15 protein-coding genes are annotated in these 19618 nt (G+C 57.5%); 7 read left to right on the forward strand and 8 right to left on the reverse strand.

Features of this window, described 5'->3' with window-relative positions; all coding sequences use genetic code 11:
* Positions 1–75: 75 nt before the first annotated feature.
* From DS906_RS19035 to DS906_RS19050, 4 genes are all read left to right on the forward strand, one after another.
* Positions 76–1275 carry a TCR/Tet family MFS transporter gene (locus DS906_RS19035; RefSeq protein WP_113791646.1) on the forward strand — a complete coding sequence of 400 codons (1200 nt, stop codon included), beginning with the start codon at positions 76–78 and terminating at the stop codon, positions 1273–1275.
* 81 nt (positions 1276–1356) lie between these two features.
* Complete coding sequence (locus DS906_RS19040; RefSeq protein WP_113791647.1) at positions 1357–2451, forward strand: Zn-dependent alcohol dehydrogenase; 1095 nt, start codon at positions 1357–1359, stop codon at positions 2449–2451.
* A 24-nt stretch (positions 2452–2475) separates the two neighbouring features.
* Positions 2476–3708 (forward strand): mandelate racemase/muconate lactonizing enzyme family protein, encoded by a 1233-nt coding sequence (locus DS906_RS19045; protein WP_113791648.1) that lies wholly within the window; start codon positions 2476–2478, stop codon positions 3706–3708.
* Between the two features lie 109 nt (positions 3709–3817).
* On the forward strand, positions 3818–4108 hold the full coding sequence (locus DS906_RS19050) for a helix-turn-helix transcriptional regulator (RefSeq protein WP_113791854.1): 291 nt from the start codon (positions 3818–3820) through the stop codon (positions 4106–4108).
* A 3-nt stretch (positions 4109–4111) separates the two neighbouring features.
* On the opposite strand, the gene DS906_RS19055 is transcribed toward DS906_RS19050, so the two are convergent.
* Positions 4112–7108, reverse strand: a complete 2997-nt coding sequence (locus DS906_RS19055) for a cyclic nucleotide-binding domain-containing protein (protein WP_199528611.1) — start codon at positions 7106–7108, stop codon at positions 4112–4114.
* A gap of 243 nt (positions 7109–7351) precedes the next feature.
* On the opposite strand from DS906_RS19055, the gene DS906_RS19060 reads away from it, so the two are divergent.
* Entirely contained in the window at positions 7352–7711 is a 360-nt protein-coding gene (locus tag DS906_RS19060; RefSeq protein WP_369935462.1) for a DUF3307 domain-containing protein, read from the forward strand.
* 12 nt (positions 7712–7723) lie between these two features.
* Here the strand turns inward: DS906_RS19060 and DS906_RS19065 are convergent, their stop codons facing one another.
* The 7 genes from DS906_RS19065 to DS906_RS19095 all read right to left on the reverse strand — a co-directional run bounded on the left by DS906_RS19065 (position 7724) and on the right by DS906_RS19095 (position 15700).
* Complete coding sequence (locus DS906_RS19065; RefSeq protein ID WP_113791651.1) at positions 7724–8455, reverse strand: hypothetical protein; 732 nt, start codon at positions 8453–8455, stop codon at positions 7724–7726.
* Positions 8456–8511: 56 nt separating this feature from the next.
* On the reverse strand, positions 8512–9816 hold the full coding sequence (locus DS906_RS19070) for an FAD-binding oxidoreductase (RefSeq protein WP_113791652.1): 1305 nt from the start codon (positions 9814–9816) through the stop codon (positions 8512–8514).
* Positions 9813–10487, reverse strand: a complete 675-nt coding sequence (locus tag DS906_RS19075; RefSeq protein WP_113791653.1) for a TetR/AcrR family transcriptional regulator — start codon at positions 10485–10487, stop codon at positions 9813–9815. The genes DS906_RS19070 and DS906_RS19075 overlap by 4 nt, the downstream gene beginning before the upstream one ends.
* A complete protein-coding gene (locus DS906_RS19080; protein WP_369935364.1) occupies positions 10488–12038 on the reverse strand; it encodes a trimethylamine methyltransferase family protein in 1551 nt (516 codons plus the stop codon).
* A 2-nt stretch (positions 12039–12040) separates the two neighbouring features.
* Complete coding sequence (locus tag DS906_RS19085; RefSeq protein ID WP_113791654.1) at positions 12041–14443, reverse strand: FAD-dependent oxidoreductase; 2403 nt, start codon at positions 14441–14443, stop codon at positions 12041–12043.
* Positions 14444–14555: 112 nt separating this feature from the next.
* Positions 14556–15185: a glutathione S-transferase family protein gene (locus tag DS906_RS19090; RefSeq protein ID WP_113791655.1), complete on the reverse strand. Its 630-nt coding sequence runs from the start codon at positions 15183–15185 to the stop codon at positions 14556–14558.
* 17 nt (positions 15186–15202) lie between these two features.
* Positions 15203–15700 (reverse strand): class I SAM-dependent methyltransferase, encoded by a 498-nt coding sequence (locus DS906_RS19095; RefSeq protein ID WP_082649262.1) that lies wholly within the window; start codon positions 15698–15700, stop codon positions 15203–15205.
* Between the two features lie 233 nt (positions 15701–15933).
* On the opposite strand from DS906_RS19095, the gene DS906_RS19100 reads away from it, so the two are divergent.
* The gene (locus DS906_RS19100) at positions 15934–17706 is read left to right on the forward strand and encodes an ABC transporter ATP-binding protein (protein ID WP_113791656.1); all 1773 of its coding nucleotides are present in this window, start codon (positions 15934–15936) and stop codon (positions 17704–17706) included.
* A complete protein-coding gene (locus DS906_RS19105; RefSeq protein ID WP_113791657.1) occupies positions 17699–19609 on the forward strand; it encodes an ABC transporter substrate-binding protein in 1911 nt (636 codons plus the stop codon). The genes DS906_RS19100 and DS906_RS19105 overlap by 8 nt, the downstream gene beginning before the upstream one ends.
* Positions 19610–19618 lie beyond the last annotated feature (9 nt).

Consider the following 19618-nt stretch of genomic DNA (forward strand, 5'->3'; position numbering starts at 1 on the left):
AGGTCTGAGCGCCCCCCTTACAACCTGCATTTTCTGCGGGTAAGGTCCGCCCAAATTCTCATCCTCGCGGTTCAAATGCGTCTTCCCTTTTTCTTCGTCCTTCTCACGGTCATGATCGACGCCATGGGCATCGGCCTTGTCCTTCCTATCATGCCTGAACTGATCGTCGAGGTTCAGGGCGGCACGTTGGCGACGGCTGCGATCTGGGGTGGCATCCTCAGCACCGCGTTTGCAGCAATGCAGTTCGTGTTCGGGCCAGTTCTGGGTAACCTTTCGGATGCTTACGGGCGACGGGTGGTATTGTTGGTCTCGCTGTTCGTCATGTCACTGGATTACGTCGTCATGGCGCTTGCGGGCAGCATCTGGTTGCTGTTGGCCGGGCGCATCGTCGGAGGCATTACAGCGGCCACGCATGCAACGGCGGCGGCCTTCATGGCCGATGTGTCGAAACCCCACGAAAAGGCTGCAAACTTTGGTCTATTGGGCGCAGCGTTTGGGGTCGGGTTTGTGTTCGGCCCAGTACTTGGTGGGTTGCTGAGCGAATATGGCACACGTGCACCATTTTGGGCTGCCGCAGGTTTGTCTGCCCTGGCCTTCGTCATCGGTGCATGTGTCATGCCCGAGACGGTCACCGACAAGACACGCCGGGCCTTCAGCCTGCGTCGGGCAAACCCAGTGAACTCGCTGCGCGCGATTGCTGCGTTGCCCGGTATCCGGCCGATGCTGTGGGTCTATCTCCTGTACTCTATCTCGATCTATGTCTACCCGGCAATTTGGGCGTATTTCACAACCGAGCGGTTTGGCTGGTCGCCACAAATGATCGGCGTGTCACTGGGCGTCTACGGAATCGGCATGGCGGCCGTTCAGGGTGGCCTGATCCGGCCCGCAACCAAATACTTGGGTGAACGCGTCACAATCATCTACGGTATGGCGTTCGAGCTGTTTAGCTTTTTTCTTCTGGCCTTCCTGACCAATGGGATCATTGCCCTGATGCTGATCCCAATCACCGCGATCGGAGCGGTTGTGACCCCTGCCCTGCAGGCCCTTATGTCGCGCAAGACGCCTGACTCGCAACAGGGTGAACTGCAGGGTGTGCTGACATCCTTGCACGCTTTGTCGATGGTCATCGCACCGTTGCTCATGACCAGCGTGTTCGCACAGTTCATCAAACCCGACGCGGCGATCTACCTGCCGGGCGCGCCATTCCTCTTGGCATTCGTCATGATGGTGATCTGTCTTCTTGTGTTTTCCCGTTCACGTGGGGTCATGGCATAACTACGACATCCCTTTGACGGATTCCGCCTTGCAGCGTCCCCATAAGCGCGCCACCGTAGCGCAAAGGGAGAGAGGGACAGCATGCAAACCATCAAAGCCGCCGTGTGCCGGGCGTTCGGCGAACCTCTGATCATCGAAGACATTCAAATCGCACCGCCCAAGTCAGATGAGGTCGAGGTGACGTTGGATGCGGTGGCAATTTGCCATTCGGACATTTCATTTGCCGGTGGTGCGTGGGGCGGACACCTTCCTGCCGTCTATGGGCACGAGGCTGCGGGCATTATCACTGCGGTCGGCGACTCGGCAGGTGAATTTCAGGTCGGAGACCCGGTTGTCGTTACCCTGATTCGGGCATGTGGCTCGTGCCCCTCTTGCGCGGGGGGGAAACCAACTGTCTGCGAAACGCCTTATGACAAGGTCAACGGGCCGTTGCGCACAGCAGATGGCGGACCACTGGAGCAGGCTATGGCCTGCGGAGCCTTTGCAGAAAAGGTTGTGGTCAGCCACCGGCAGATTGTCAAAATACCACAGTCGATGCCCAAAGACGTCGCCAGCTTGCTGTCCTGCGGCGTGATCACGGGCGTCGGCGCCGCCGTCAACGCCGCCGGGCTGCGGCCCGGACAGGATGTGGTGGTGATCGGTGCCGGAGGTGTCGGGCTGAACGCAATTCAGGGCGCCCGCATCGCCGGTGCACGCCGCATTGTGGCCGTGGACATCACCGAAGAGAAGCTGGCCATTGCCAAGGAATTTGGCGCGACCCACGGCGTTTTGGCCGATCAGAAAGCCCCCTGGAAGGCCGCCTACAAGGCGCTTGGGGGTCGCGGCGCGGACGCCGTGTTGATCACTGTCGGCGCGATTCCTGCCTACGATCAGGCCCCTCGTTACTTAGGCCCGGGTGGCAAGGCGGTAATGATCGGGATGCCGCATTCTGGAGATATGGCAAGCTACGAGCCGGTGGTTCTGGCCGCGCTGGGTCAGGGTTTGATCGGATCAAAAATGGGCGATGTTGTCATTCAGCGGGATATTCCGTGGATGATCGACCTTTACGATCAGGGACGCCTGAAACTGGATGAACTGATCTCGGGCCGATGGTCGCTGTCGCAGATCAACGAAGCGATCGAGGACACCAAAACCGGATCCGCCAAGCGTAACGTGATCGTTTTCGACAGGGATTAACCCGGCAGGGCAGGAGACCACCTGATGAAACTGCAAGACCTCGACATCATTGTCACAGCCCCTCCTGCGCCCGGATGGGGCGGGCGGTATTGGATACTGGTTAAAGTCACAACCGATACCGGGATCACGGGCTGGGGGGAATGCTATGCATCCTCGGTTGGCCCCGAGGCGATGCGCCATGTCATTCGGGACGTGTTTGAACGGCACATGCTGGGAGAGAACCCCGAAAACATCGAGCTGATGTTCCGCCGAGCATACTCCAGCGGGTTTACACAGCGTCCCGATCTGACGGTCATGGGCGCCTTTTCAGGACTGGAAATCGCCTGCTGGGACATCCTAGGCAAGGATCGCGACCGCCCGGTCTATGCCTTGCTTGGGGGGCTGGTGAACGAACGCATTCGAGCCTACACCTACCTATACCCCCTGCCTCAACATAACCTGAACGATTTCTGGACGTCGCCTGAACAAGCGGGCGAATGTGCCGCTGAAATGGTCCGTCGCGGGTTCACAGCCGTCAAGTTTGACCCCGCCGGGCCTTACACTGTTCGGGGCGGGCACATGCCTGCGATGTCCGATATCTCGATGTCTGTTGCGTTCTGCAAAGCGATCCGAGAGGCCGTGGGCGACAAAGCCGATCTGCTGTTCGGCACCCACGGCCAGTTCAACACCGCGGGCGCAATCCGATTGGGTCAGGCACTTGAACCCTATTCACCGCTTTGGTTCGAAGAACCGACACCTCCGGACATGATCGAAGACATGGCTCGTGTCGCGCGAAACGTTCGGATCCCGGTCGCAACCGGTGAACGCATGACCACCAAGGCCGAATTCGCGGCCGTTTTGCGGGCTGGGGCGGCGGAAATCCTCCAACCAGCGCTGGGTCGTGCCGGCGGGATTTGGGAGATGAAGAAAGTGGCCGCAATCGCCGAAGTCTTCAACGCCCAGATGGCCCCACATTTGTACGCCGGTCCGGTTGAATGGGCCGCCAATATCCATCTGGCCGCCTCCATCCCCAACCTGCTGCTGCTTGAGACCATAGACACGGCGTTTCACGATCAACTCATCAACAGCTCATTGCAGGTTGAGGCCGGATTTGTCCCTGCGCCGACCGCACCCGGCCTTGGTATCGAGGTGAACGAAGATCTTGCCCGGGCGCACCCTTTCAACGGTGACGGCCTGCATCTGCAGATGCAGGAAGAGCCCTGTGATTACGTGAACGGAAACGCCTTTCAAGGTGGTGCCCCTGCAACCGAGGGGTGACAACCCATTAGATCTTGGGGCACATTGACCCAACCCATAGATGTTAAACAGGCCACGCGTGACACTTGAAGACGAACAAACCGAACAAACCGAAGCTGCGCTATCTGAAATGAAAGAAAGCGCGGCTCGGGCCTCTGCGTTTCTGAAAACGCTCGCGCATGAGGGTCGGTTGATGATCTTGTGCCATCTGGCCGACGGCGAAAAATCCGTGGGTGAGTTGAAGGCCTTGTTGCGTATCCGTCAGGCTGCAGTCAGTCAGATGCTGGCGCGCCTACGCGCTGAAAACATTGTTGCAACGCGCAGGGACGGAAAGTCCATCTATTACTCGCTGAACAACGACGGTGCGGCGCAGGTGATCGCCGTTCTTTACGATATGTTCTGCAGCCCCGACAGCGAATAACGCTTAGTTCGATACGTAGCCCGCGATCACCTGCAACAATTTGAACGCAGTTGCGGCATCATTTTCGACCACGGCCAAGAATTCCTCTTCACCAATACGCAGGCACGACAGTTCCGTCTCGGCGATCATGCTCAGCGCCCGAGGTTCCTTGCGGATCAAACCCAACTCTCCGACCAGGGCACCGGGGCCAACCGTGGCAATCAACTGATCCACTCCGTCGGTTTGCGGAAGGTACAAACCGGCCTCCCCGTCCAGCACCACATAGGCGCCATCGGTTGGCTGATCGTCTTTGAGGAACACGACCTCTCCTGCTTTGGCATCGAACCAGCGCGCACCAAAGGCCAGCAGGCGCAGCTGTCGGCGGTCCAGCCCGGAAAACAGCGGTGTCTGTTCCAGCGCGCGCAGCTTGCGCGAAAGGTCAGCCGAGGCGGCACTGTCTTCTTCCACGTCCGCAGGTCCTTCGTCCGAGACGACCCGACCTTGCCTGATTTCCACATACATGTCGAACACGCTCGGGTTTTCAAACTGGTCGTTCAGGTAGATCACCGTGGTATCCGGCAGCAGCGCCCGAAGGTTTTTGTACACGGCCACTTTCGAGGCCATATCATAACTGGCCAGCGCATCCTCAAGGATCAGGATATCCGGCTTCTTGATCGTCGCGCGTGTAAAGGACAGAGGTTCGGCAAAAACCGCGGGCAAGTTTTGCCCGCCAAGCGACACCGGGACGTCATAGATCAGCTCAACCACCAGCGGGCGCGCGCCGTTTTCATTCAGAACATCCACGATCACTTTGCGCGCCTCGTCCGAACGGGCGCCGCCAATCTGACTGACCTTTCCGAACAAAGCGTTTTCCAGAACCGTCAATCCGGGCGCAAATTTTGTTTTGTCCAAGGGCACAAATACATCCAGCAACCGTTCCAGCAGCTTCTCGGAATGGCTATGCCGCAACTCAAGAATGCGGTCCTTGAGGTCGTCGGTGAATGCCGGACCAATTTGTTCCGCGGAAATCACAAACGGAACGGCCAGCAGGTTTGCCAGCTGTTCATCATTCAGCCCCGATACGCCCTCGTTCCGGGTTTTTTCAACCAGCTCGACCGCAGCCTCGTACGTTTGCGCTTCTAGTCCCAGTTTACGAAACAGCGGATGATCGGTGCCGTCCAGTCCAAAAATCTGGCGCAGCATTTCAATCACATCGCGTGTCAGGCTGACCAGTGTTTCGTCCAGACCAAATTCGCGCAACTGCTCAAGGAACACGGTCTGCTGCGCCAATAGCTCTTGGGTAACGGGCACTTTGGGGGTGGCGAACAACAGGTTTTCCGCAACTGGCAAGGCAGGATTATAGCTGTTGCGGTCAAAAATCAGGGCTTGCTGCTCCAGCCCTGATGCTTTCACTGCATCCTGAACCAAAGGCCGCAGTTCGACTAGTTTGCTGGCCAGCTCAGGGTGCTCGGCAGCATCAAAGACCTGCTCAGCCCCGCGCAGGAACAGCGCCGCGCCAGAACCCATCCCGTCAATCAGTTTCAACCACCAGTCGCGCACCTCTTCAGCACTGTCCAATCCCGCAGTCGTCGGGTCCAACCAATTTGCCTTGAAGGGGTCCGGGCTATTGCCGGCACGCAACGTCTCATCATATCCGGGGTCGTTTGTTTCGGTTGTCTGCGGCTTGAACCGCATCGGCATCATGACGTTATCGCCCAGCGTACCCTGGAACATTACGGGCCGTGACGAAGCATACCCAATACGGGCGGCCACGACGCTTTGATGCAACTCTGACAAACGGATATCACCGATCCGCACCCGACCCGAGCTGGGCAGAATTTCTCGCGTCAGCAACTCGGCCATGGCGCGGCGATCTTCTTCGCTGGGGGCCGCGATCCCGATGATTTTTCCACTGGGAAAGGACAGGTCCAAATCATCCAGAATCTGATTGCCGTCCATATCGCGGACCGAGACATGGTCGAGCACTATGTCACCGTTCAGCCTTGGCGTAGCCTCGGGTTCGCCATCGAACAGTTTTTCTTCATGCATTCCGGAAGGTGCAAACCGTTCCGTCACCACGTCCCAGCGCAACGACATGTCCTGTGTCTGGTTATAATAGGTCAGCAATTCCTTCCACGGCGAGCTGAGGTCCTTATACGCGGCCAACGCCGCGACCAATGCACCCAGCGAAACCGACCCCTGCAGGACCAGAAGACCACCGACCAGATAGAACAGGAACGGCGTCATTTGCGAGATGAAGTTGTTTATGAATTTCATAAAGAACTTCTTCTGGTAGATCTCGAACCGGATACCAAACAGGCGCCCCAGCTGCTCGGACACCATCGCCTGGCGGTATCGCCACCCACCATTGGCACGCAAAGTGGACGCGCCCGCCGCGTTCTCGCCGATCTGGGCGGCCAGCAAGCGAACCTCTTGAATGCGTTTTTTATTCAGAAGGTTGATCTGACGCTGCAATTTCGGAATCAACCAGGCCTGCAGCGGGATCAGCGCGACTGCCGCCAACCCGAACCAAAAGCTTTGCAGAAACAGGAAGGACAGGATTGTGATCATCTGACCGGCCTGCAAAACCGGTTGGCTGATTGCGTCCCCCATGAGCCCGCCCATCGGTTCGCTTTCGGCGGTGACCATCGACACCAGCTCGCCTTGGCTGACGCGCTCAAAATAAGGTTGAGGGAAACGTAGCGCGCGACTGATCAGCACGTACCGGAACCGGCGCAACATACGCTCGCTCAGCACGCCTTTCATGGTGTTAATGCGCATTTTCACCAGGCCATGCACCAGCACCGCAATCAGAAACCCGATACACAGAATGATCAGGAATGTCGTCTGCGGCAGGCTATAACCCCAGACGTCCACAACCGGGCTAGCCGCGCCAATAGCATCGTTGATGATGCGTTTGGGCAATTCGAGCGTCAGATAAAGCAGCGGAAACAACGTCGACGTCACGGCCAGCAGAATCAACTGGTCGCGTTTCGAGTATTTCCAAATAAACTGGAAAATTGAACGTTCTATGGAACCTGCCCCTACTACGGATCACTGAAACGATCTTGACGAAAGTGCCGTAAACCCAACACTCTGAATTTACCTTAGTCCAGCCAAAAGAGGCAAATAGTTTCCAATTTGATCAGTTAATTGCCGAGTGTGAACAAGTTCATTTGCGCAACCACAGATTAGTGCCTAGACTCCGTTTGGGACGATTTCGGGAGGACTCATTTGACTGCCAGTATAGGCGCAGTGCTATTGATGCTCTGCTTGTTGCAGATCAAACATATGTTTGCGGATTTTTTTCTCCAGACTCCGAAAATGTTGGCAGGGCGCGGTGAGTATTTCCACCTGGGCCGCGCGCAGCATGCGGGCGTGCATGTCATCGGGTCAGTGATTGTCTTTTTGATTTTTGGCGCGCCGTGGTCGTTTATTTTGATCATTGCTGCACTGGAATGGATTGTTCACTTCAATATTGATTTCGCCAAAGCCAGCTATTCAGACAAAAAGAAACTGATGCCGACGCAGGCTGCGTTTTGGCGCGCTGCTGGACTGGACCAATGCCTGCACAACCTGACCTACATCGCCATGGTCTGGGCCTGGGCTGAATTCGCGACCTAATCAGCGATTGATTCAGGCGACGTTTTCCAGGGATTGCGGACAATACGCGTCCAGCCACATTCGATCCAAATGGTCAATTCTAGCGGCGTCGAAACGTTCCTCTTCCTTCCAGTAGCGACCAGACGAAACGAAGTAATTCAGCTGAGCCTCCGCCTGCAGTGCCGCTTGCATACCCTTTGTCGAAGGCAGCGCGGCAGACATTAGGGTGTCAGTCGTCACCGAAGGAAAGACCAACCGGCTTTCGCCCTGCGACAGTCGAACCACGCGGCAGTTCTGCGCGGCACCAAACAAAGCCAACCGGGCGGATTTTGCCTCAAGCGATCGCAGCGTCACATCAGCGCGCAAAGGGTCGGCTGCTCCGTTGCCGTAAAAATGGGTCTTGCCGGAATTAGGGTAAATCATGTCACAGCCAAAAAAGGCCAAGACGGCTGGCTGAAGCGCGGCCAAGGCCCAGTAACCAGCCGTAAACGCCATCGTGCCCCCGGCATAAACAAATCCGCCAAACTTATTTTGATGCGGAACGTATTCATCCGCCTCGACGATGCTTTGACCGCGCGCCAGTACGTCTGGACGGTTGCGCACAGGGAAGTCCTCGGGATGGATGAGGAAATCCCAATCGTCGCGGATACGCCAGGCGTTGTTGATTGCAACGATGTGGGTAAACGGATCCCGCGACCACTCCCGAGCTGCAGCGGCGGCCGGTGCACTTCCAAGTATCAAAACGCGATGCGTCGGTTCGGCCATTCTGGGCCCTGCCCTTTTCCAGTTCCCCGGAAGGATAGGGCGATTTTTTTCCTTAACTACCCCAGTACAGAAAAACTGCTTTCTTCGTTGATCGGGCGCTTGCGAGAATAGAACCCGACATCAATGCTCCGCCCGATATAGGGAAGTTCATATTGCAGCGGCTGCGCATCGTGATCCGCGCCCCCTTCACAATACGCGATCAGGGCCGTCATCATCTTGCCTGCGATCGGCGCGTTTTTGTACTGGTTCCCACTTGTCCCGCAGGCCATGTAAAACCCTGGCAGGCTGGATTTGTCATAGATCGGTATCCAGTCTGTGGATGCGTCATACAGGTCCACAACTCCGCGCGTTTTGGACGGGATGCCAAGACTTGGGACGCGCTGCGCGTATCGCATGGCCTGTGTTGTCCACTGGTCGGTGAAGTCGTGGTTGTAATCCACATCATCCTCGCACCACTGATGCGGGTCACATTCCGGATCTTCCGAGCCAACCAGAATGTGGTTGCCGTGCTCGGGTCGGCAGTAGCAGGCAATATCGCTGTCCGAGACAATCGTTCCGTCGTTTTCGAAGTCAAACCCCTCGGGTGCGGGGACGTGCACAACCTCTTGCCGCAAAGGGCGGGTTTCGATCGTCATATCATCCAGGACACCCGCCATCTTGTTGATGATCGCCGAGCCGGGACCCGCGACGTTCACGACGACTTTTGCGTGGATTTCTTCGCCCGAGGCAAGTTTGACACCCGAAACCCGACCGTCGCTGGACAATATCTCGACCACTTCGGCACCAGTGCGCACTTCTGCGCCATGCAGCTTGGCAGCATCCATCAAGTTCTGCGCGGACAAAGCCGGGTCCGTGACATATCCCGCCTGCGGCCAGAACACGCCGCCCTGCATCTTGCGCCCGTTCGGGTGCCCGAATTCCGAATCATCCATCCGGCGCGCCGGCGCGAAACTGTCCTGCGAGTAGATCGGCAGGCGCTCACCGACTTTATCAGGTGACCATTCTTCGAAAGGGCAATCCAGATCGGCGCTGTTCTTCATGTGCTTTTCAAGCAAGCCATTGGCATCAGTCTTCATCACCAGACAGCCAGTCTCGCGGAATTGAGCCAGATTGGCGTCCTCGGGCAGGCCGAGGTAGTCGGCCCAATCGCGCCAATAGTGGTAACCTTCCCACGCAAACGCCGTTCCGTCGAAGGTCGAATAGTGCATTCGGACAATGGCGCATGACCCCGCGGTCGAACCGTGGCCAACCTGACTGTTTCGATCCAACGACAGGGTTTTCCAGCCTGCTTTGGCCATTTCAAAGGCAATGGCCGCGCCGATCACACCTGTTCCAATGATGATTGCGTCAGGTTGACTCATGAGACTTCTCCCTTCCAATAGCGCATTGAATACGCGCTGAATTCTTCGACTTCCTCGGGCTTGGGCTCAACCCCGGTAAAGACATAAAGGTAATGCGGAACCAGTGCGATCCGCGTAGACATGGGTTCATTCAACTGGGCCAGATCATACCCGATCTGCATGTAGTACAGTACGCGCGCGCGGGTTTCGGCCTCGACCTCGGAATAACCATAGCGCGCGAACATGGCGTGAAGCGCTTCGAGCCTGCGCGCATCCGACTGATCGAGCGCCCTCCGCACTTTGCCCGATTTGCGCGCCCAGTCCCGGACGGCAAAATCCAGAGCGGTATCAAACAATTCGGTGTTTACCACGCAACGGTGCACGTTGCAGACGGCTGCGGTTATCGTATCCGCCGGGGCCTTGGCCTGCGCGACCAAAGCGGCCGTATTTGTCGCATGCCAGCGCGCCAGCAGAGCATCCAAAAGCTCTTGCCGGGATTTGAAGTACCAATAAAAGGAGGATCGTGACACGGCCATTCGTTCAGCCAGGTTCAGGACCTTGATCTGATCTACACCGTCTGAAATCAGCACATCCATAGCCACGTTCAGCCAGTCGTCACGCGTGACCTTGATATTGCCGACCAAAGGCTCGGCTTCGGGGTCGTCCCTGTGCAGGATGGGCTTGGTACTCATTCAACTCTCCGGCGGGGCGCCGCCCTCAGCGGTGCGGCGCGCAATGAACTCGTGCAAGGCACCCATGCGGTCGCTGTCACATAAAGGCGCTTTGAAGTCTGACAGAATACTCTTCCAAACCGCGGTCGCGCGATGATTGGCATCCACCGATCCGCGTTCCGTCCAGGTTCCGAAATTGGCATAAGCATGCAGATGCGGTTCGTAGAATTCGGTGTTGTACCGCTCCATCGTCTGGCTAGAGGCAAAAAAGTGCCCGCTAGGTTCAACTTCACTTAGGGCGGTGTCGAAACCGATCTCTGCCGTGCTCGCCTGCGCTCCGGCACAAAGCTCGGCGACCATGTTCAGGACCTCGGCGTCGCAGATCATCTTCTCAAAAGAAACGGTCAAGCCACCCTCCAGCCAACCGGCCGAGTGAATGATTACCGTCGACCCTGCCATCAGACAGCCCCAAAGACCAAACTGGTTTTCATTTGCTGCCTGCACATCGTTGATATTCGACGCTGATCCGGCAGCCGACCGCCATGGCAGGCCCAGATGTCGGGCCAATTGACCTGCGGCAAGCGAGGCCTGGAAATGTGAGGGTGTTCCAAATGCGGGCGCACCCGATTTCATATCCACGTTGCTGGTGAACGTGCCATAACACACCGGCGCACCCGGCTTGGTCAGCTGTGTCAGCGTCAGCGCCGCTAACGCCTCGGCATGTGAAAGTGTGATCGCGCCGGCCACGGTGATCGGGGCCATTGCGCCCATCAGAGTGAACGGCGTGATGATTGACATCTGACCATTGCGGGCGAAATCTATCAGCCCCTGCGCCATCGGTATGTCCAGCGTGCGCGGGCTGTTCGTGTTGATGATCGTGTAACAATGTGCGCCCGCCTGAAACTCATCGTCCGACAGGCCCCGCGCGATGGACAGCATTTCAAAGCAATCCATCACCTGCGGCGTTCCGCGTGAGAAAAAGAACGGGAACTTGTCGGTCAATTCCATCTGCGCCTGCGTCGTGAAGTAGTGGCGCAGATGGGTCGGAACGTCCTGCGGTTCGACCTGAGGCGAGATCATCTGGAACACATCGAAATGATGTGTAAGCTTGAGGAACTCCAGATAGTCCTGCCCCGAGGCCGGGCGACGCCCGCGTTCAAGGTCCGTCGCGTTCGGTGCCCCTGCCCCCGGCTGAAACACCAGACTGCCCAGCTCAAGGATGAAGTCCCTGTGCCGCGCGCCAGCGTTGCACGCAATCGACTTTGGCGCTGATGCAACAGCGGCCTCAACAATGTCGCGGCCGATAAAGACCATCTCGGTGTCATCATCCACACGCGCGCCAGCCTTTTCAAATATGCGCCGCGCTTCAGGCAACAGACATTTGACCCCTAGCTCTTGCAGTGTCCGCAGGGCTGTCTCATGCATGTCTGCAATCTGATCCGCCGGGAAAACCTCCATCAAAGGAAACGGGTTTTTGAGTTGACGGTAGTTCACATCGCGTGTCGGGCCAGTGGCGGCATCGGTGCTGCGTCCGCGCCTTCGTCGCCCGCGTTCAGGTGTTTGCGACATCATCGTCAGCCCCTCATCGCTTTGCCTTGTGGATCATAGGGCGACGGCGAGATGATCCGCGCCGAGCGCTCAACGCCGACCACGTGCACGGACAATTCCGTTCCCGGCTCGGCCTTGTCGCGGTTGACCAACGCCATTGCCAGTGACTTCCCAGTGTAGTGCCCGTACCCTCCCGACGTTACAAAGCCCACGCGCTCATCGCCCGCCCAAACGGGTTCGTATCCGCTGGCGTCCGCGTCTGCGGCGTCCACTTCCAGTATTACCTGAATTTGCGCCGGACCATTGCCGTCACGTTCTGCGACCGCGGCATCTTTGCCGACAAATTCCTTGTCCCAGTCGATCCAGCGATCCATTCCAGTCATGCCCGGCGTGTAGAGCTGCGTGAATTCTGCCGACCAGATGCCAAAACTCTTTTCCAGCCGCGTCGACAACATGGCGTTGAAGCCGCATTCACGAATGCCCTCATCCGCCCCTGCCTCCAACAGCATCCGGCGAAGCTTGATGTGATCTCCGTAGCGGCAGTTGATCTCGTATCCTTTTTCGCCGGTCACCGACATGCGGGCAACACGTGCGCGCACCAACCCGATGTCAAAATCCCCACAGCCCATGAATTTGAGGTCCGAAATGTCCTGTTCGGCCAGTTTTTCGACAACCGCTTGCGATTTGGGACCGACTACGGCGAAACCGCAATATTCCTCGCCCAGATCACGAACATTGACGCCATCGATCATGTGATCGTCAAACCAGCGCATGTGCCAAGCCCGCAGGTAGTAGCTGCCCATGATCCACCATGTACCATCGCCCCAGTTCAGAACGGTCAGATCCCCCTTAAGCCGCCCATTTTCACCCAGCATAGGCGCCAGCTTCGCCCGACCTGGTGCGGGAAGTTTTGAGGCCATGATTTTGTCGAGCCAGATCTCGGCGTTCGGGCCGCTGACCTCGAACCGTGAAAAACCCGAGATATCCATAAGGCCGACGCCTTCGCGGATCACCTTGCATTCGTCGGCCACGATCTCATGCGCGTTCGAGCGTTTCAGCGTCGGTGTTTCCTCAAACCCTTGCGGCGCGAAGTAAAGCGGCACCTCAAGATCCCAGCTGACGCCCCATTTGCAGCCCGCATCCGTCATCGCGTCATGGGCTGGGGCCATTTTCAATGGACGGCCTGCAGGCAGTTGCTCGTTGGGATATGTCATCACGAAGCGACGGGAATAAAACTGGCCTGTGGTTTCACGGATGTACCGCTTGTTCTGCGCAAAATCGCCAAAACGCGCCACGTCCATCGGCCAGGCATCTGCCTCGGGCTCGCCATGGATCATCCACTCGGCCAGCGTCTTGCCGACGCCACCGCCCTGCAGAAAGCCCGCCATCACAGCGCAGGCCGACCAGTAGCCGCGCTTACCCGGCACCGGACCGACCAGCGGGTTGCCGTCAGGGGCAAAGGTAAAGGCACCGTTTACCCATGTCTTGATGCCCACGTTCTGAATCGACGGATAACGTTCAAAGCCAAGCGTCAGCTCATTCTCGATCCGATCAAGCTGTTCCTGAAACAACTCTTCGCCATAGTTCCACGGCGCGCCGTCCATCGCCCAGTGTTCATGATCGACCTCATAAATGCCGACCAGAACGCCTTTCTGATCCTGCCGCATATAGGTGAACCCTTCGAGGTCGACGGTCATCGGCATCTCGAAATCTGCCCCAGCGACCTCGGGGACTGTGTCGGTGATCAGATAGTGGTGTTTGAGCGGTGAAACCGGAAGCTCCACCCCCGCCATACGCCCCACTTGCTTGGCCCAAAGGCCAGCGGCGTTAACCACGTGTTCACAAGTGATCGTGCCCTTGTCGGTGACAACCTGCCAGCCATCGTCGGTCTGGATCAGCTCCTCGACCTTGGTTTCTTCGTAATACGCCGCGCCCCTCTTTTTTGCGGCTGTCGCATAGGCCTGTACCGTGCCAGTCGTGTCGATATGCCCCTCGCGGTCTGCCCACATCGCACCCAAAACGCCGTCGGTCGACATGATCGGGCAGCGCCGTTGCGCTTCTTCCGGGCTCAGCAACTCGCAATCGTCAATGCCGATAGACTGGAAAATGCGATAGTTCGCCTGCAGCCATTCCCACCGTTCGGGCGTGCCGGCCAACGTCAGGCCACCGGTCATATGCAAGCCTATGTTCTGACCCGATTCCTTTTCGATCTCGCTGAGCAGGTCGATTGTGTAGGCTTGCAGGGATGCCATGTTCGGGTCCGCGTTCAGCGCATGAATACCGCCGGCCGCGTGCCAGGATGAGCCCGAGGCCAACCTACGTCGTTCCAGCATAACCACATCTGTCCAGCCAAACTTGGCCAGATGATACAGAACCGAGGCGCCCACGACGCCGCCCCCGATGACCACAACGCGATACTGAGATTTCATCCTGCGCTCCCCTGCATGATTAAGGAAGGACGCTAGTGGCACTGTTCACTTCTGTCTAGACATTTCTGTACAGTTCTGCGCGAGCGAAGAAACGGCCTCGGATCAGCAGTTTCTAGAGCCGTGCGCTGGGACGGGATGCAACCTTGTCGAACCATGCCAAAGTGGCAGTATTTTCTTGTGGAATCCGTTTCTTGATCACGCGGGCAAAGTCCACAAAGACAAAGGTGGAAATGTCCGCCAGAGTGAAGTCGGCGCCTGCGATAAACGCGCTTTCGGCCAGCCGCTGTTCGAGCAACGAAAAGAAATGATCAACCCGCGCGGACCCTCGCTGAGCCAGTTCCGGGATTTGCGGGTGGTTCACCGGCCCCGGAATCGCCCTGTCGGCAAAGGCAGGATGAGTATTGCGCAACGCCTCGGCTACAGGCGCGCCGCCCTGTTGCTCAACGATGCTGTTCCACATCAGAACCTGCCCCTTCTCATCGGGTGTGCGCCCCATCAGCGGTGGCTCGGGAAACCGCGCCTCAAGGTAAGCAGCTATCCCAAGATTCTCGGTCAACGCGATGCCCTCATCCGTCACCAACACGGGAATGGTTGCGTTCGGGTTCACCGCGCGAAATTCATCGCTGAGTTGCTCACCTTTGCCGATCGAGATTTCTCGGGTTTCGATGTCCAAACCCTTTTCGGCAATGAACATGCGCGCGCGCCGTGGGTTGGGGGCCGTGGAACAATCATAAAAAAGCATCGGACTCTCCTGCCCTGTCAGCGGCGATAAATGAAACAGCGGCCCTCGACGGCCCCTTCAGGAAGGGAAACTTCGGTCAAGGTATCGAAATACATCCGGTCGCTGGACACCATCAAACCACCCTCGGCCAATAGCGGCTCGATCAATGGTGAGACAAACCTGGCGAAGTCGTCGTTCTTTTTGCGGTTGTGACCGCCCAAGTCCGCGTGGATCAGACTGGCCGTGGCTCCGAACCGATCCACCGAGGCCGGTAGTGTTTCGCGCACATCCCCCAAAATCACCCGATCTGCGGGCGGCGTGGAATCCGGATGCGACGCCACGGCGCGCTCGAATACATAAACAGGTCGACCTGAAATATACTGCACCATGTGATGATAGGTGCGCCCATTGCCCAACCCCAGTTCGAACACTGGCCCAGGCATTCCTTTGGTTTCAGAGATGGCAAAATCCAGACAGGCCCGTTGGGACACCATACGGTCGATGAACAGATCCAGGCGGCTTTGGTTGTCGGGCACGGGGAAATCTCTCCTTGATATCAGTCAGCTCATGATTTGGGGCCGACACCGCATGTGATGACAAATCCTCAAGGATTTGTGTAGGTAAATTGGCCTAAGTTTCACATTTTCGCGACAATTCGGCCCAAGAACGGGTTTGACTACACAGGCACAACCGCGCGAGACTAAGTCAAAAAACACAGGGAGTTGAATACGCCGATGTCGAACCACGGACGAACGGGTGGAAAACCCGCATGACTGCGTTGTTGTCCGTCAGAGACCTCAGCATCGGTTTTGGTGCGGGCGACTCAGTTGTCAAAGGAGTCAATTTTGATGTCGAGGCCGGGCAGACATTGGCTCTGGTTGGCGAATCCGGGTCAGGAAAAACCATCTCGTGCCGGGCAGCCTTGCGTATTCTGCCACGTGCCGCGCAAATCCGCAGTGGCACTATTACCCTGAACGATTCGAAAGGCTTCGAGGATCTGACCAAGATCAGCGAGCGACAGATGCGTGACATTCGCGGCAATCGAATATCGATGATTTTTCAGGAACCGATGCGATCACTATCCCCGTTGCACAAGATCGGCAATCAGGTCAGCGAGGTCTTGTGGCTGCATCGGAGCGCGTCCGAGGCGCAAGCCCGCAAAGAGGTCCTGACCCAATTCGAACGCGTAGGCTTTCCTGATCCGCAGCGCGCCTATGATTCTTACCCGTTCGAGTTGTCGGGCGGCATGCGCCAGCGCGCCATGATTGCGATGGCCATGGTTTCCAAGCCGGAACTGCTGATCGCGGATGAGCCGACGACCGCGCTGGACGTAACGACACAAGCGCAGGTCCTGGGGCTGATCAAGGAGTTGCAGCGCGAAACGGGCATGGCCCTGATCCTTGTGACACACGACCTTGGCGTAGTTGCCAACATGGCGGAGCAGGTCGTTGTCATGCACAAGGGCCGCGTGATGGAGGCAGGGGCAGCCGCCCCGATCCTAAGCGCCCCGGCGCACCCCTACACACAACAATTGTTCAACGCGGCCCCTGCAATTCCCGACGAAGATTCGGTCGGGCTGCCAATGCCGGATGATGACCTCATTCTACAGATGAAGGGGGTGTCCAAGACCTACACCATGCGGTCCAGTCGAGGCTGGCAGGGCGACAAGCTGATCCATGCCTGCCGAGGTGTGGACCTGAATCTGGCCCGCGGCAAAACACTGGCAATCGTAGGCGAAAGTGGTTCAGGCAAAACAACGGCTGCGCGGATCGCTCTTGGCGCAGAACTGCCCGATCCGGGTGGCGAGATTCTGTTTCGCACCGCGCCAGGCGAAGACCCGATCACTGTGCACCACATGACCCGCTCTCAGCGCACGGCCTTTCAACGCAAGGCTCAGATGGTGTTTCAGGACCCGTACAGCTCTCTCAGTCCGCGGATGCGCATTCAAGACGCGCTGACCGAGCCTATGGAAATTCACTCCATTGGTTCGACTGCCGAACAACGGGACAAAGCGGTCGAGATGCTGCAGCGTGTGGGGCTGAATGGTGATATGCTCAAACGCTATCCCCATGCCTTTTCCGGCGGCCAGCGGCAACGCCTGTCGATTGCGCGGGCGATGATGCTGGACCCGCAGCTGATTGTCTGTGACGAGCCGACATCGGCACTGGATGTATCGGTTCAGGAACAGATCCTGACCTTGCTGGAAAACCTGCAGGACCGGTTGAACCTGTCCTACCTATTCATCTCTCACGACCTTGCGGTTGTGGCGCGCATTGCCGACGAAGTGGCCGTGATGCGCCGGGGTCTTGTCGTCGAACAGGCCCCGCCCGAGACGCTGTTTTATAACCCCCGACACCCTTACACCAAGGCGCTGATTGCCGCCCAACCAGAACCCGACATCAACCGGCCCATCGACCTTAAACTGGTTGCGTTGGGCGCTGGTTCACCAGACAGTTGGGATGACACCTTCCGATTTACGGACTCCGTGATACCCTCACTGGTAGAGATGGAGCCCGGCCATAAGGTACGATGCCATGTTTAAAACCACTCGCCCGCTTATTCTGGCTGCCACGTTGGCCGCCACTTTGGTCCTGCCCGCCACGGCAGGAACACCGACCCCTCAGGAAAGCGAATTCTGGAAAGCCGAGGTCAGCGCCGGGAACCTGCCGCCGGTCGCAGAGCGCCTGCCAGCCGAACCTCTGATCGTGGATTTGGCAGCCAAAGGCCGCGAGTTTGGTGCCCCCGGTGGTACCCTGCGCACCATGGTGACCCGCTCAAAAGACATCCGCCAGATGGTCGTCTATGGGTATGCCCGACTGGTTGGGTTTGACGAAAACTACGAAATCGTCCCTGATCTGCTGGAGTCCTATGAAAACGAAGGTAATCGAAAGTTCACTCTGCATCTGCGTGACGGGCACAAGTGGTCCGATGGATCGCCGTTCACATCCGAAGACTTTCGTTATTGGTGGGAAGACGTTGCCAACAATGAAATGCTTAGCCCTTCTGGCCCACCTGACTTCCTGATTGTTGAAGGTAAAACGCCAACCGTGACCTTCCCGGATGAGACAACTATTGTCTTTGAGTGGGAAAACCCAAATCCTGATTTTCTGCAGTCGCTGGCCCAAGCGCGCCCACCGTTCATCTACCGGCCGTCTGAATTCCTCAAACAGTATCACGAGAAATTCGCAGATGCTAAAGACCTCGCCTTTCAGGTCGAAGACGCACGGGTCAAAAGCTGGGCGGCGCTGCACAACAAGCTGGATAACCTCTACAAGTTCGACAACCACGAACTCCCGACGCTGCAGCCTTGGCTGAATGCAAGTTCGGGCAAGAAGATCCGCCACAATTTCGTTCGCAACCCATATTATCACCGCATCGATTCCAACGGCGTTCAGTTGCCCTATATCGACATTGTCGAGATGGAAATCGTCGCTGCTGGCTTGGTCGCAGCCAAGACCAATGCTGGCGAAACTGATCTGCAGGGGCGCGGTCTGGCGTTTCGCGATGCATCTATCCTGAAAAAGGGCGAAGCCGGCGGAGACTACAAAACTCTGCTGTGGAAGACCGGCGTCGCATCGCAAATCGCGATCTACCCGAACCTGAACTACTCGGATGAGGTCTGGCGCGACGTTCTGCGCGATGTTCGTGTTCGGCGGGCGCTGTCCCTGGCCATCGACCGCAAAACCATCAATCAAGCGCTCTATTTCAAGCTGGCCCATCCTGGTGCGATGTCCGTTTTACCCGCGTCTCCGTTCTATGACGAGGAAAACGCAAAAGCCTGGGCGCAGTATGACGTTGAGATGGCCAATGCCCTTCTGGACGAAGCTGGCCTAGCCAAGCGCGATAAAAACGGCGTTCGCCTGCTGCCGGATGGCCGCCCGATGGAATTGATCATCGAAACCGCAGGAGAACGGCAAGAAGTTGAGAACGCGCTTCAGATCGTCACCGATACATGGCGTGAAATCGGCGTGGACCTGATCATGCGCCCACTGGACCGGGACATTCTGCGCAACCGTGTTTTTTCTGGCAACACCATGGCCTCGGTATGGTTCGGTTGGGATGACGGTATCCCGCAGGCTCACACTTCCCCCTCTTATTTGGCCCCCACGGATCAGGTGTTTCTGGCCTGGCCCAAATGGGGACAATTTTACCAGACCGGCGGCGATGTTGGTGAAGCGCCTGACATGCCCGAGGCTGAACGCCTAATGCAGCTGGCCCATGATTGGGAGGTAGCTACCACCGACGAAGAGCGTTCGGCAGTCTGGTCAGAAATGCTGAACATCCATGCTGATCAGCTTTTCGCCATCGGAATTCTGAACGGCGCACCGCAGCCCATCGTAGTGTCCAACCGTCTGCGCAACGTGCCCAAACAAGGTATGTGGGCATGGGAGCCCGGCGCACATTTTGGCATTCACCGCCCCGACGAATTCTTTTTCGCCGACTAATCAGGAGCA

The organism is Ruegeria sp. A3M17, assembly GCF_003318255.1.
Taxonomy (GTDB): Bacteria; Pseudomonadota; Alphaproteobacteria; order Rhodobacterales; family Rhodobacteraceae; genus Ruegeria.